This window comes from Algorimicrobium algoritergicola (assembly GCF_008086165.1).
Classification (GTDB): Bacteria; Bacteroidota; Bacteroidia; order Flavobacteriales; family Flavobacteriaceae; genus Algorimicrobium; species Algorimicrobium algoritergicola.
On sequence record NZ_VSKL01000006.1, the window covers coordinates 1 to 15,193 of the forward strand.

Here is a 15,193-nt window from a genome sequence, read left to right on the forward strand (position 1 = left end):
TGTAATAAGCTACTAAAACAGGCTTTTGCTATTGCAAAATCAGGATTAATATATGAGGATACTTACAGAAGTACTTTGGTGAAAAGTTAATGAGTTTTTACTTGTTTTTTACCACAGTACTTTGTTGGCAACAGTATTTATTTATCGTTAAGCTTCTTTTTGGTCAGTTCAGCTATTAATTCAGACAGGTTTTCTCCTAATGATTTCGTCCATATGTCAATCAGATTTGTTTTTCCAATTTGTGAATCTATCATTATTCTGATTCCTGCGTTTAATTTGTCAAACTTTCTTCGTTTAGTAGCAATTGTATTAAAAGATGTAAAAGTATAATTAGTACTTTCTTTTTTTAATATATCTTTTCTTAAATAGTCAATTGGAGTAACAGTGAGCAAGTCGTTTTGTAAGTCAATTTGAATGTTGTTGTTAAGTTTAATTCGGTTAATTCTTTCCTTTAAAACGATAATTATCCAAATTAGAGCAAATCCGATTAGTGCTAATTGAATTGAAAAGGCAAATGGAATTTTAATGATTACAAAACAGATAATTGCTGGTGCATAAATCAGAATAAATAATTCACCGATTAAATTCAGTTTATTTATTTTTATCGAATTTAGAGATAACACTTTTCCGTCAAAGAATATTTCTGGGTCTCTTAAATTATTCCTTTCTTCTTTAAAATGCTTTATAAATTTTTCTTGTTCGTGTGTCATTTATATTGTTGCCAACGGTTTAGTGTATGAAAAGTGCGGGTTTGCGTGCGAGGATTTTCGGAACGAAAATCGGAAGAAAGCAAATACGCACTTTCTATTGGTTAAGCACTAAAATAAGCATTTTTTATACACAGTGTTAGCACCAGTTTTTATTTTTCCGATTTATGACAACTAATTCCCCAAATGTTTAATTTGTCCAAAGAATAGTCAATCTCAACTGTATTTTGATTAATAACTTTAAACTCATTTCCTTCTTTATAGTTTGAGTCAAAAAGGTCATTTAAATTCAGCGTGTCTTTTTTTTGTTCCGCAAAGTTCAGCAATACAGTGTTTCCATTTCCGCTCCAAATTCCGTTTGAGTTTAGTATGTCAGATTCAGGTTCAGCGTCTTGCATTGGTTCAGGGTAAATGCTCATATAAAAATCAAAAGTTCCATTCGGAATTAAAGTCAGTTTTATTAGAGCCAAATCATTATCTCCGCTTAAATAAACCACTGTGTCGTTAAGCACTAACTTTTCGGGTTGGATAATTTCCGTTTTAGTATTCAATTCCGCATTTTGCGTTTTTTCAGATTTCTTACTTTGGCAAGAAAAGACTATTAAAATCAAAACTATAAATATTGGTTTTCTCATTGTCGTTCTCAAATTGGTGCTAACGTATGTGTATGTGTAATGGTGTATATACCGATTAAATATACACACCCAATTTAATAAATATATACAACAACCTTACTACGTAGTTCTACGTAATTCCAACCCGCAAAAAACCACATCTGTTTAGAAGTGGTTTTAGAATACATTGGATAAAAAAATCTGTTTATTAACATCAAGATACTTTAATCACATAGGTAGCAACCACATCTTTGTTAATTCTAACATGTATGTCATAATGACCCTTATGTTTAAACTTATAGGTGAAGGAAATAATACCATCGTCATGATGGATATTATAAATTTCTAATGGCTGTTCTGTAATTCCAATGTATTTAATAAGCGAAATAGAATCTGTAGAAATGGTTTTAAGGGATTTGAAACTAAAATGTATTTCATGGTTCTTGCCTATTTCAACGTTCATTTCCTTAGGGCTCATCGGGATTATTTTATGTTCATAGGTTTCACCATAAATTAATGGAGATGCTACAAATGTTCGTGTTGAGGTTGCATCATTTAATAACCACTTTTTTTCAATGGGATAGTGACTTTTAGAAAATAATATAGGATCTGTTAAAAAATAACCGTCATTGTAATCTTCTATAAACGTGCTGTTAATTATATAGCCACTAGACCAAGTGGCATCGGATAAATACCATTTGTTATTTAATTTAACGGCATTCCATGAATGATTAGCCATGTCCAGTGCTTCAATGTTGGATGCTACAGAACGGCCATATCCATTTACTATTTCACATTCTATATTTACTAAAAATGATAATTCTTTAACTAAGTAAGCATAACCGGTACACATGGTTTTTTTATCTTCTAACAGCCTTTTAAAAGTCGTTTTTAAATAGGCGTTATTCCATGTAATATACCCAAGACTATCGTTTTTGTACTTTTTTCGTTTTCTAAAAATTTTATTTTGTTGATTCATATCGGCTGTAATATTTTGACAAACCCATGTATAAATAGCTCTGAATTTTTCAACATCGGTTGGTAAATTAGATGTAAGCTTATGCGCTAAAAGCGGCAAATTATCCAAACTAGCACCTTTATTCATTTTAGCATTATAATCTGCTTGCTTAAAATTAACAGCTTTGAAATCTGATATTTGTGCCTGTGAAAGAGTACAGATAAAAACGACAATTAAAAAATACCGGATGGACATGCCTATTTGTTTTTCTTGGATTTGTAAACTTTTTTTACAGCTACTTTTCCCATTACGACACATGCAAAAGTGTCCATATTAACTTCCATTTCAATGGTGGGCGAGGCGGTTTCATTATTAATAACAATGGTTCTGGAGCTATAACCTATAAAGCTAAAAATTAGAACATCGCCTTTTTTTAATTTTTCAGGAAATTCAAATTCACCATCAAAATTCGTTTGTGTCCCAATGGCTGTGTCTTTAAGAATAATGTTGGTGCCTGGTAGCGGTAAGCCATTTTCATCTAAAACAGTTCCTTTTACGCTAATGTTTTTTTCTTGATGGATATCTTTTACCTCTGAATTGGTATCCGTTGTATCGGTTTTCGTGTCTTGTGCTTGAGTAGCAGTGAAACTAAAAAAAGAAAGAATTGCTAAACCTAAACCTCCAATGAGATTGCGCCTTTTATTGGTTTTAGGAATGTGATTAAATGAGTTCAATTGAGCGGAATTAAATCTGCCGCATGTATTTTGTGTGCTTTTCAATTTGAAATAATTGATAATAGCTTCAGGTTTCATGTTGGTAAAATCAATGACTTCTTTTTCACAGGAATTACAGAATCCTCCTGCTTTTGTAGGTGAAAAGTTATTGTAATTTTCAGAACACGGTGACTTAATACTGACGTTTAGTTTGTTTTTCATGATAGTTGTTTTTATGATTACATTTCAAACCTAGCGGTTTATTAGGAATCTAGAAACAGCCAATGAGACAACTCTGTTTTTGGATGCGTAAAACTAACCTTCTGGTTAGGGTACAAAAAAAACCACTTCCGTTAAGAAGTGGTTTTAAAATATAAATTATTTAGCTGTAATGCTTATTTTAATAATTCATAACTACGTTTAATAAAGTTTGTTAACTCTTCACCTTTCAATAAACCTTGAGAGAGTCGTGCTAAATCCAAACTTTGTGTAATTAAGCGTTCTTGCTTTTTCTTGGTTTTGGTTTCTAAAATTTCGCCTACTAAAGCGGAATTTGTATTCACCACCAAATTGTACATGTCTGGCATGCTACCAAACATTTGCATGCCGCCTCCACCTGTTTGCTGCATTTCTTTCATACGTCGCATAAACTCGGGTTGCGTAATCATAAATGGTGTAGAGTCACTATCCATAGCTTCCAATTGTACCGAGAATTTCTCCTGTGGAATCACTTCTTTTAACACGCTTTCTAGTGTTGCTTTCTCGTCGTCTGATAATTTCGAAATGGTATCTTCATCTTTCTTAATTAAATTATCAACATGATCAGCATCCACACGTGCAAATGTGATATTCTCTTTGCTGGATTCTAACTTCTGCATTAAATGCGAAATGATAGGCGAATCTAATAACAACACCTCATAACCTTTGGCTGTAGCCGCTTCAATATAGCTGTGTTGCGCATCTTGATTGGATGCATATAGAATAACCAACTTACCATCTTTATCGGTTTGCTTGGCTTTAATGGCGTTGAATAATTCGTCATAGGTAAAATATTTACCATCTACAGTTGGGTATAATGCAAACGCATCGGCTTTTTCAAAGAACTTCTCTTCAGAAAGCATTCCGTATTCAATAACAATTTTAATATCGTCCCATTTTTTTTCAAAATCTTCACGATTACTGTTGAAAAGGGATTTCAATTTATCAGCCACTTTACGCGTGATGTAAGACGATATTTTCTTAACAGCACCATCCGCTTGCAAATAACTACGCGATACGTTTAATGGAATGTCTGGCGAATCAATTACACCACGTAACATGGTTAAAAATTCGGGTACAATTCCTTCTACATTATCGGTAACATACACCTGATTTTGGTAGAGTTGAATTTTGTCTTTTTGAACGTTTAAATCGTTCGTCATTTTTGGGAAATATAAAATTCCCGTTAAATTAAACGGATAATCTACATTTAAATGAATGTGAAATAAAGGCTCTTCAAATTGTGCTGGATATAATTCTCTGTAAAACCCTTTGTAGTCTGCATCCTCTAAATCTGCTGGTAATTTGGTCCATGCTGGATTTGGGTTGTTGATGATATTATCAACCGTAATTTGTTTGTGTGGTTCGGTTGTTTCCTTACCCTCTTTATCGGTTGTTGTTGCTGGTGTAAAATCTGGATCGTTTACTTCCTGCGTTCCAAATTTAATTGGAATAGGCATAAACTTGTTATACTTCAATAACAATGAACTAATGCGAGCTTCTTCTAAAAACTCGGTAGAATCGTCTGCGATATGCAAAATGATTTCGGTACCACGTTCTGTTTTGTCTGCTGCTTCTAATGTGAATTCTGGCGAGCCGTCACACGTCCAATGTGCTGCTGGTTCGTCTTTGTAGGATTTGGTAATGATTTCTACTTTTTCAGCAACCATAAATGCTGAATAAAAACCTAAACCGAAATGACCGATAATTCCAGAATCTTTAGCCGAATCTTTATACTTATCTAAAAACTCTTCAGCTCCAGAAAAAGCCACTTGGTTGATGTATTTTTCAACTTCATCAGCTGTCATCCCTAAACCTTGATCTGTAATGTGTAATTTCTTACCATCTTTATCAATTCTGACTTCAATTTGTGGATTTCCGTATTCCACAGAAACTTCACCAATACTGGTTAAATGCTTTAATTTTAAGGTAGCATCTGTACCATTACTAATTAATTCACGTAAAAATATTTCGTGATCACTGTATAAAAACTTTTTAATGAGTGGGAAGATATTCTCTACCGATACATTAATACTTCCTTTTGCCATAATTTTATTTTTTACAAATTCCTACGCAGGCAGGAATCTTATTATTTAAATTTTCTTGTGAATGAATAGTCAAAAAAAGTACCAAGTGTTAAAACGTGACAAACTGACATTTGCAGTATAAAAAAATGCCATTCTTTGTGGAATGGCATTTTTTATAATTGTTATTCTATGATTTAAAGTAAATGCTCAAATATATGTAGCATCTTTAATTATTTAGTTTTTCATTGGTTCTTCTGATGTCGTCACATCAGCCTTATTCTTCACATACCTCTCCAGCCATTCATCCTGTTCCCAAAGCATGTGTAAAATGGATTCTTTAGCAGAATACCCATGACTTTCTCTTGGTAACATAACCAAACGAACTGGTGCGCCTAATCCTTTTAACGCATTAAAATAGCGCTCACTTTGCAGTGGATAGGTTCCTGAATTATTATCGGCTTCACCATGAATTAATAATAAAGGCGTTTTCATGGTATCAGCATGCATAAAAGGCGACATGTTATAATACACTTCTGGCGCTTCCCAATAATTTCGTTCCTCACTTTGAAAACCAAAAGGCGTTAATGTTCTATTGTACGCACCACTTCTGGCAATTCCCGCAGCAAATAAATTAGAATGAGCTAATAAATTGGCTGTCATAAACGCACCATAACTGTGACCACCAACAGCAACGCGATCTCTATCAATATAACCCAAAGCGTCAACCGCATCAATAGCTGCTTTTCCGTTTCCAACTAATTGCTTGATAAAGGTATCGTTTGGTTGTTCATCACCTTCACCAATAATTGGGAAAGCGGCATCATCTAAAACCACATAACCTCTGGTTACCCAATAAATAGGTGAACCGTAATATGGATAGGTAAATTCGTTAGAACTGGATGTATTTTGACTCGCGCTACTTTTATCTTTAAACTCACGTGGATACGCCCATAAAATCATTGGGTATTTTTTACCTTTTTCATAATCGGTAGGTAAATATAAAGTACCTGATAATTCCAAGCCATCATCTCTTTTATACGTAATCACTTCTTTTTTGACGTTTTGAATACTCTTAAATGGGTTTTCAAACGTGGTTAAAGCGGTTAAACTGTTTTTCTTTTTAATATTTCGGATGTAGTAATTCGGGAATTCATTTTTCGATTCTAGTCGCACTAAAAATGTTCCATCTTTGGCATCTAAAGCCGAACTAATACTTTCTACTTTGTCGGTTAAGGTGGACTGGTATAAACGTGTGGTTTTTTGGGTTTCCAAATTCATTTCGTCTACAAACGGGAATTTTCCAGCATCGCTATAACCATCACCAATTAAATAGGCTTTATTATTATTATTTACATCTAAAACGTATTCGTTAAACGCATTTTTTGTCGAAACAAAACTTCCAGGATTGCTATACACATCTTGGTAATTTCTGTCAAATAAAACGGTAGGTTCTTGATTTGGGTTTGACGGATTAAACGCATACGTTCGCGAATTTCGTGTATTCCACCAATAATCATAAACAATAGCCATATTATCAGTTCCCCAAGTAATACCACTAAAACGATCTTTAACTTTTAAAAGCGATGTAATTTTGCCAGTAAAAGGTGCGTCTTGCTGAAAAACTTCATCACGAAAAGGGACCTCGTTTTCAGGATCGCCTCCATCTAAAACTTCAGCCCAATAGAGGGTTGCAGGTTTGTCATTTCGCCAGTTGAGGTCACGCATGCCTGTGCGTTCTGCCATAAACCCTTGTGGTAAATCTTCAATTAATGGTACTTTCAGCATACTTTTTACCAAATCGCCATTGGCTTTATAAATTATCGTTTCTGATGGGAATCTATAATAAGGTACCAAATACGAAAATGGCTTATCTATGGTTGTAATCATCACATAATTTCCATCTGGTGAAAACGATAAACCACGATACATGGCAGTCGATTTCCAAAGACTTGTGTTGCCATTTAGTGTTACTTTGTATAATTCAGAATGTGCTAATTGTTCAAAATTATGCTCGTCATTTGGATTTTTAAGTAAATCTTGATAGGTTCTATTTTGTGCTTTTACACCAGCTTCACTAACAGAAATTGTAGGACCTGTTGGAACCGCTTCCTTGGTATTAATTAACGCTTCTCTGTTTTTAGGAAGCATTTTAACTAAAAGGGCTTCGCTGTTTTTCATCCAAACAGCTGGATTGCCCATATTAGCATTTAATTTGGCGTCTGTCAGTTTTTTGGCTTGAGCCTTGTTGATGTCTAATAACCATAATTCGGCACCAGTAGAAACCGTATTAGTAAAGGTCATATATTTTTGATTTGGCGACCAGGAGAAGTTAGCATATCTGCCATCCGTAGGTAATCCCGAAACCGCTTTCGGGTTTCCAGTTTTATCATTTTTTACTTTGATATCTGTGTTATAACGGGTCCGACTCCCTATATTGGTGACTGGATTAATCCGTAAACCACCCAAACGCATTTCGGTTTCCGAGAGTTCTTCAATGGTTTTATACGCACTTCGGTATAGGAATACAATATTTTCGCCATTACTATCCATGCGAATACTTGGAGCAAGAGGCGCTTCAGCTAATTCTAAAATGTTTTGATGTGGTTTTTGATAGGTGAGATTTTCTTGTGCATAACCTGAAATTACAAATAAAAACAGGCAGCATGTCAACAATGATTTCATATTTAGAGGGTGTTTTAATGAAGCCTAAAGATACCAAAAACATTTTTGAAACCAAGGTGACTTGTCATGTGAAAACGCCATTTATTATGCGTGCATAACGAATACGATTCGCTTTTGAAAACTCTTACAAAGTAAATAGTTAAATTGCGCACTGATTAATCATGCAATTTCCGACAGGTAATTATTGGTTTCGGAAATTAATAACAAACAACTTTCAATGTATAATTCTAAAATAATCGGTTTAGGTCATTATGTGCCTGATAATGTGGTTACAAATGACGATTTGTCTAAATTGATGGATACTAACGATGCTTGGATTCAGGAACGAACTGGTATTAAAGAACGTCGTTGGGCTGTAAAAGGATCTGATGATACCACAGCAACCATGGGTGTAAAAGCCGCAAAAATTGCTATAGAACGTGCTGTAATTGATAAAGATGATATTGATTTTATTGTATTTGCTACCTTAAGTCCAGACATGTATTTTCCAGGTCCTGGTGTGCAAGTGCAGCATGCTTTAGATATTAAAACCGTTGGAGCTTTAGATGTTAGAAACCAATGTTCAGGATTCGTATATGCGATGTCAGTTGCTGATAATTTTATCAAAACAGGCATGTATAAAAACATTCTCGTTATTGGAAGTGAATTGCATTCTCATGGATTAGATTTAACAACGCGTGGGCGTGGTGTTTCTGTTATTTTTGGTGATGGAGCAGGAGCTGCTATTTTAACTCGTGAAGAAGATCCAAACAAAGGAATTTTATCAACGCATTTACATTCGCAAGGCGAACATGCTGAAGAATTAGTATTGATTGCACCTGGCATGGGGAAACGTTGGGTGAATGATATTTTAGCCGATAATGATCCAAATGATGAAAGTTATTATCCACACATGAATGGTCAGTTTGTTTTCAAAAATGCCGTTGTGCGTTTTAGCGAAGTGATTATGGAAGGTTTAGAAAAAAACAACCTACCTGTGGATGCCATAGATATGTTGATTCCGCATCAAGCGAATTTACGGATCTCTCAATTCATTCAAAAGCGATTTAAATTAAGTGACGATCAAGTATTTAATAATATCCAGAAGTACGGAAATACCACTGCTGCTTCTATTCCAATTGCATTAACAGAAGCATGGGAAGAAGGCAAAATTAAAGAAGGCGATACCGTTGTTTTAGCTGCTTTTGGTAGTGGCTTTACTTGGGGAAGCGTGATTATTAAGTGGTAACTTAATTCCTTCGCAGGAAGGAATCTCATAATTAGAATAAAATTGATATTTTAATTTTGAAAATTTTAAAATATGCCAACAATTAGGTTGCAAACAAAAATAAAAGTCAAAAGAGAAATAGTTTTTGACCTTGCAAGAAGTATTGACTTACACAAAATTTCTACTGAACAAACCAAAGAAGAAGCAATAGCAGGAAAAACTAGTGGATTAATTGAATTAAATGAGAGTGTGACTTGGAGAGCAAAACATTTTGGTCTATATCAAAACCTAACTTCAAAAATAACCGCGTTTAATCGACCAATTTCATTTACGGATGAAATGATAAGTGGTGCATTCAAAGGATTTAAACATGAGCATCATTTTCAAGATTTTAATGGTGAAACTGTAATGATTGATATTTTTGATTATAAATCTCCTTTAGGAATTCTAGGTAAATTAGCAGACCAATTATTTCTTGAAAAATACATGACTGCTTTACTTACGGAAAGAAATCGAATAGTGCAGGAGTATGCTGAATCCGAAAAATGGAAAAAAGTATTAAATAATCAATAATCTAATTCATTCAAACCCATAAAAAAACCCGAAACATCACTGCTTCGGGTTTTCTCCTATTAACCAATTTAACTAACACTAAACTATCATTAAATAGTTTGAATGATTACTTAAAACTTATCACTTGCTTATATAGACGTAAAAAAGCTACTTTTATTTCATAGCTTTTCACTTTTAACTATCATTTAACAAAAACAAAGCAAAAACCCAAGGCTTTTACATCTTGGGTTTTCTGTATTTAATAGTCAAACACTAACACTAACCATCAACTATTAAGTAGACTATTAAATATTTATTTTAAATACCTAAATTGGCATATATTAATATAGACGAGTACATTTGAAAAACGTTACGCTTATTTTCGAGTTTAACGCTAAATTAACAGCTATGAGTAAAAAGACATTAGTAGTAGGTGCATCCTTAAAACCAAATCGCTATTCCAACATTGCCATTAATCGCTTGGTCAGTAATCAGCACGAGGTGGTGGCTTTCGGATTACGTGGTGGAACGGTTGCAGGTGTTGAAATAGATACCGAGTTAAAACCGTATTCAGACATTGATACGGTTACCCTTTATTTAAATCCGCAACGTCAAGTGGAATACTACGACTATATTATTTCCTTAAATCCGAAGCGTGTTATTTTTAATCCTGGAACTGAAAATCCCGAACTGTATAAACGTTTAGACGCGGCAAATATTGAAAGTGAAGTAGCGTGCACACTCGTTTTACTTTCTACGAATCAGTATTAAACCTAAATAGGTGAGGAGTCCGTTTACAATTAAAATTTCAAAGCCAATTTTGTAACCGTTAAATAATTCCGCTGAATACATATTTATAAAATAAGATAGGATTGGCGCTATTACAGCAATAATCCACACGTATTTGTCTTTTAATTCGGCTTTGGTTAAAATTCCAAAAGCGAATAATCCTAATAACGGTCCATAGGTATAACCAGCAGCTTTAAACAATTCCCAAATGACCGATACATCTTTAAAAAGCGAGTCAAAAAGAATGATGACAGCCACTAAAACGATGCTCACCATAATATGAACCCGTTTTCTTATACCTTTTTGTTTGTCTTCTGGTTTTTTATCTAATTCAATAATATCAATACAAAACGAAGTGGTTAAGGAAGTTAAAGCCGAATCTGCACTGGAATAAGCTGCAGCAATTAATCCAAGAATAAAAAATGCCGATGTAACTATTCCTATTTCAGGCATCATGGCAATGGTTGGAAATAAATCATCCTTGGTTGCTGTAATACCATTTTGTTGCGCATATTGGGTTAGCATTAATCCTAAAGCTAGAAATAATATATTCACAAAAACGAGTACAATACTAAAAACGACCATGTTTTTCTGGGCATCTTTTAAATTGCGGCAGGTTAAGTTTTTCTGCATCATATCCTGATCCAAACCCGTCATGGTAATCGTAATAAACATACCGGCTAAAAAGCTTTTTATGAAGAATTGTGCATCATTTGAATCGTCCATGAAGAAGACTTTACTCATAGCACTATCTTTCACATTCGTGTAGATTTCAGAAATACCGTTTAAATCTAAAGCGGTTGCTAAAAATGAAATGGTAACAACCACCGAAATTAACATGAAAAGTGTCTGCAAGGTATCCGTAAAAATAATGGTTTTAATACCGCCTTTAAATGTGTATAACCAAATAAGCGCAATAGTAATAATCACAGTTACTGGAAAGGGCATGCCTAAATTATCAAACACTAAAAGCTGTAATACTTTGGCAACCAAAAAGAGTCTGAAGGCTGCACCAACCGTTCGGGAAATTAAAAAAGCAACCGAACCCGTTTTGTAACTCGTGTTTCCAAAACGATCCCGTAAATAGGTGTAAATGGAGGTTAAATTCATGCGGTAATACAAAGGTAAAAGCACATAGGCAATTACCAAGTAGCCAAAAAAGTAGCCAAATACCACTTGCAAATATCCAAATTGTTTGGTTTCCACCGCGCCTGGAACTGAAATAAAAGTAACGCCAGATAAGGATGCGCCAATCATTCCAAAAGCTACTAAATACCAAGGCGCCGATTTATTCGCTTTAAAAAAGGCTTCGTTGGAATCCTCTTGCCCTGTAAAATAGGAGATCAGAATCAAAACAATAAAATATGCGGCAATTAAAAGAATAATCTGCGTTGGGCTCATATAGCTATAAAATGTAGCGCCAAAATACAAATTACCATTGTATATGCAATTCTTAAATGTAAAATCGTAAATTCGCGGCTATGGAATTTTCATCGAAACTTTTAGAGAAATCGGTTAACGAAATGTCGCAATTACCAGGAATTGGTAAACGCACGGCATTACGTTTGGTTTTGCATTTGTTGAATCAGCCTGAAAATCAAACGTTTCAGTTGGTAGATGCTTTAAAAACCATGCGTTCCGACATTAAATTTTGTAAAAGTTGTCATAATATTAGTGATGTGGAATTATGCGAAATTTGCGCGAATCCCAATCGGATTAGTGATGTAATTTGCGTAGTTGAAGATATTCGTGACGTCATGGCTATTGAAAATACCAGTTCTTTTAAAGGCTTATATCATGTTTTGGGTGGAAAAATTTCGCCTATGGATGGTATTGGTCCACAGGATTTGAACATTCAAACCTTGGTAGAAAAAGTAAAATTAGGTGATGTAAAAGAGTTAATTTTCGCATTGGGTTCCACCATGGAAGGCGATACCACCAACTTTTATATTTACCGACAAATTCAAGACTATAATGTGGTAACATCCACCATTGCTAGAGGTATTTCAGTAGGCAATGAATTGGAATATACTGATGAAATTACCCTTGGACGAAGTATTGTAAACCGCATTCCTTTTGAAGCATCCCTAAAATCGTAAGTATTTGAAACTATCCATAATTATATTAAATTATAACGTTCGCTATTTTTTGGAGCTTTGTTTAAAAAGTGTCGAAAAAGCAATTGAAGGCCTTGATGCCGAAATTATTGTGGTTGATAATCAATCGCCAGACACCAGTTGCAAGATGGTTAAAACCCTGTTTCCAAATGTAACATTAATTGAAAATCCGTCGAATGATGGTTTTTCAAAAGGAAATAATTTAGGCGTAAAACAAGCTAAAGGCACATATTTATGTATTCTAAATCCGGATACCATTGTCGCTGAAGATACTTTTAAAATACTGTTAGAATTTGCCGATAAACAAACTAATTTAGGAATAGTTGGCTGCCGACTTATGGATGGAACGGGAAGTTTTCTACCAGAAAGCAAGCGTAATGTGCCAAAACCCGCCGTAGCTCTTAAAAAATTATTAGGCAATCCGAATTCATATTACGCCAATCAATTGGGAGAGTATGAAACTGGTGAAGTTCCTATTTTTGTTGGGGCTTTTATGTTGCTTAAAAAAGACGTGTATTTAAAAGTTGGAGGTTTTGACGAAGACTATTTTATGTATGGTGAAGATATTGACTTGTCCTACAAAGTTTTAAAAGCAGGTTATAGCAATGTTTATAATGGTAGCACCACGATTATTCACTATAAAGGTGAAAGCACGTTGAAAGATGCCAATTACGCCAAACGTTTTTATGGCGCTATGCAGATTTTCTATAAGAAACACTTTAAGAGTAATGTGTTATTTGATGGTATGGTTTGGTTTGGTATTCGCGCAGCTTATTTCATGCGTTCAGAGCCAGAAGTGGTGAAAAGCAAACGGCAATCTTATGTTTTTTTAACCCAAGAGGCGACACATATTTTAGAAACGACTTTAGAAAAACCCGTTTCTTTAGTAAAAGAAGTGACTAATGTAGATCCTTTTACGGAAGTTATTTTTGATGCCAACACCTTTACGTACAAATCAATTTTTCAACATATTACAGGTTTAAAGGCTTACAAAGGTATTTCATTTAAAATTCTACCAAATAATTCCGATTTTATAATTGGTAGTAATAGTTCTAAAAATCGCGGTGAAATTCAACTATTAAAAAAGAATTAAATAATAAAACTGCAATGAATTTGATGATTTTTCATTAATTTTGCAGTCGAAATTAAAAAACATACGGTTTAGTTACAGATATGGCAAAATTTGAATTAAAACTCCCGAAAATGGGGGAAAGTGTAGCAGAAGCAACCATTACATCTTGGTTAAAAGAAGTAGGTGATACTATTGAAGCAGACGAAGCAGTTCTGGAAATTGCAACGGATAAAGTGGATAGTGAAGTCCCTAGTGAAGTAGATGGTGTCTTAGTTGAGGTCTTGTTTAACGTGGACGATGTAGTTCAAGTTGGTCAAACCATTGCTATCATAGAAATAGATGGTGGTTCTGGCGCAGTTGAATCAGCTCCAAAATCAGAACATACAAAAGAATCGGCTCCAGTAGCAGAAGTTTCTAAAACAGTAACAGCAGCTCAAGAAGCTGTAGAACCTGTTGCATCTTCAGATGATCGTTTTTATTCACCGTTGGTGAAAAACATGGCGACTAAAGAAGGCGTTTCACAAAGTGAATTAGACGCTATTTCTGGAACAGGTAAAGATGGTCGTGTTACGAAAAACGATATGCTTGGGTATTTAGAAAATCGTTCGGCAGCTCCAAAAGCACAGCCAGCGCAACAAGCAGCTCCAAAACAATCAGAAAAACCAAAAGCAACTCCAGTAATTGCTTCAGGTGATGATGAAATAATTGAGATGTCGCGAATGGGCAAATTGATTGCGCATCACATGGTAGAATCGGTTCAAACATCTGCTCATGTTCAGAGTTTTATTGAAGCTGATGTAACCAAAATATGGAATTGGCGTAAAAAAGTAAAAGATGGATTTATGAAACGTGAAGGTGAAAACTTAACGTTTACACCAATCTTTATGGAAGCAATTGCTAAAGCGTTACGTGATTTCCCAATGATGAATATTTCCTTACAAGGTGATACCATTGTTAAAAAGAAACATATTAATTTAGGTATGGCAGCGGCTTTAGGCGATGGTAACTTAATAGTGCCTGTAATTAAAGATGCAGACCAGTTGAATTTAGTTGGAATGACCAAAAAGGTAAATGATTTAGCCAATAGAGCTAGATTAAACCAACTGAAACCAGACGATATCCAAGGTGGAACCTATACCGTTACAAACGTAGGAACGTTTGGTAGTATTATGGGAACACCAATTATTAATCAGCCACAAGTAGGTATTTTAGCATTAGGTGCTATAAGAAAAGTACCAGCAGTTGTTGAAACACCTGAAGGCGATTTTATAGGTATCCGTTACAGAATGTTCTTATCGCATTCTTATGACCACCGCGTTGTAAATGGTGCTTTAGGAGGTCAGTTTGTAAAAGCCGTTAAAGATTATTTAGAGGCTTGGGATTCAAATAGAGAGATTTAAAAATCCCTTTGAAAAAAGGGATCTCAAAATATAATAAGCAAAAAGCACAATCGGAGGATTGTGCTTTTTTGGTTTGCAGAATTACAGTTCTACAGTC

13 protein-coding genes are annotated in these 15,193 nt (G+C 34.5%); 6 read left to right on the forward strand and 7 right to left on the reverse strand.

Going from position 1 to position 15,193, the window contains the following annotated elements; translation table 11 throughout:
* Window positions 1-137 precede the first annotated feature (137 nt).
* From ES675_RS13355 to ES675_RS13380, 6 genes are all read right to left on the reverse strand, one after another.
* Window positions 138-710: a hypothetical protein gene (locus ES675_RS13355; protein ID WP_066257167.1), complete on the reverse strand. Its 573-nt coding sequence runs from the start codon at window positions 708-710 to the stop codon at window positions 138-140.
* Between the two features lie 149 nt (window positions 711-859).
* Window positions 860-1,342 carry a hypothetical protein gene (locus ES675_RS13360; protein ID WP_066257173.1) on the reverse strand — a complete coding sequence of 161 codons (483 nt, stop codon included), beginning with the start codon at window positions 1,340-1,342 and terminating at the stop codon, window positions 860-862.
* A gap of 193 nt (window positions 1,343-1,535) precedes the next feature.
* Window positions 1,536-2,534: a transglutaminase domain-containing protein gene (locus tag ES675_RS13365; protein ID WP_066257176.1), complete on the reverse strand. Its 999-nt coding sequence runs from the start codon at window positions 2,532-2,534 to the stop codon at window positions 1,536-1,538.
* 2 nt (window positions 2,535-2,536) lie between these two features.
* Window positions 2,537-3,214 (reverse strand): carboxypeptidase-like regulatory domain-containing protein, encoded by a 678-nt coding sequence (locus ES675_RS13370; RefSeq protein WP_066257179.1) that lies wholly within the window; start codon window positions 3,212-3,214, stop codon window positions 2,537-2,539.
* 173 nt (window positions 3,215-3,387) lie between these two features.
* On the reverse strand, window positions 3,388-5,298 hold the full coding sequence (gene htpG, locus ES675_RS13375; RefSeq protein ID WP_066257182.1) for a molecular chaperone HtpG: 1,911 nt from the start codon (window positions 5,296-5,298) through the stop codon (window positions 3,388-3,390).
* Between the two features lie 213 nt (window positions 5,299-5,511).
* Window positions 5,512-7,959 (reverse strand): S9 family peptidase, encoded by a 2,448-nt coding sequence (locus ES675_RS13380; protein ID WP_066250044.1) that lies wholly within the window; start codon window positions 7,957-7,959, stop codon window positions 5,512-5,514.
* A 217-nt stretch (window positions 7,960-8,176) separates the two neighbouring features.
* Between ES675_RS13380 and ES675_RS13385 the strand changes: the two genes are divergently transcribed.
* The 3 genes from ES675_RS13385 (at window position 8,177) to ES675_RS13395 (ending at window position 10,489) form a co-directional block, all read left to right on the forward strand.
* Entirely contained in the window at window positions 8,177-9,187 is a 1,011-nt protein-coding gene (locus tag ES675_RS13385; protein ID WP_066250049.1) for a 3-oxoacyl-ACP synthase III family protein, read from the forward strand.
* 72 nt (window positions 9,188-9,259) lie between these two features.
* A complete protein-coding gene (locus ES675_RS13390) occupies window positions 9,260-9,739 on the forward strand; it encodes an SRPBCC family protein (protein WP_066250052.1) in 480 nt (159 codons plus the stop codon).
* Window positions 9,740-10,126: 387 nt separating this feature from the next.
* Entirely contained in the window at window positions 10,127-10,489 is a 363-nt protein-coding gene (locus ES675_RS13395) for a CoA-binding protein (RefSeq protein ID WP_066250055.1), read from the forward strand.
* Here ES675_RS13395 and ES675_RS13400 read toward each other — a convergent pair.
* Complete coding sequence (locus tag ES675_RS13400) at window positions 10,466-11,908, reverse strand: sodium:solute symporter (protein WP_066250058.1); 1,443 nt, start codon at window positions 11,906-11,908, stop codon at window positions 10,466-10,468. The genes ES675_RS13395 and ES675_RS13400 overlap by 24 nt on opposite strands.
* Before the next feature lie 80 nt (window positions 11,909-11,988).
* On the opposite strand from ES675_RS13400, the gene recR reads away from it, so the two are divergent.
* The 3 genes from recR to ES675_RS13415 all read left to right on the forward strand — a co-directional run bounded on the left by recR (window position 11,989) and on the right by ES675_RS13415 (window position 15,096).
* Window positions 11,989-12,606 (forward strand): recombination mediator RecR, encoded by a 618-nt coding sequence (recR, locus tag ES675_RS13405; protein WP_066250061.1) that lies wholly within the window; start codon window positions 11,989-11,991, stop codon window positions 12,604-12,606.
* 4 nt (window positions 12,607-12,610) lie between these two features.
* Window positions 12,611-13,717: a glycosyltransferase family 2 protein gene (locus ES675_RS13410; RefSeq protein ID WP_066250064.1), complete on the forward strand. Its 1,107-nt coding sequence runs from the start codon at window positions 12,611-12,613 to the stop codon at window positions 13,715-13,717.
* Window positions 13,718-13,797: 80 nt separating this feature from the next.
* The gene (locus ES675_RS13415; protein ID WP_066250067.1) at window positions 13,798-15,096 is read left to right on the forward strand and encodes a dihydrolipoamide acetyltransferase family protein; all 1,299 of its coding nucleotides are present in this window, start codon (window positions 13,798-13,800) and stop codon (window positions 15,094-15,096) included.
* Window positions 15,097-15,193: the final 97 nt, after the last annotated feature.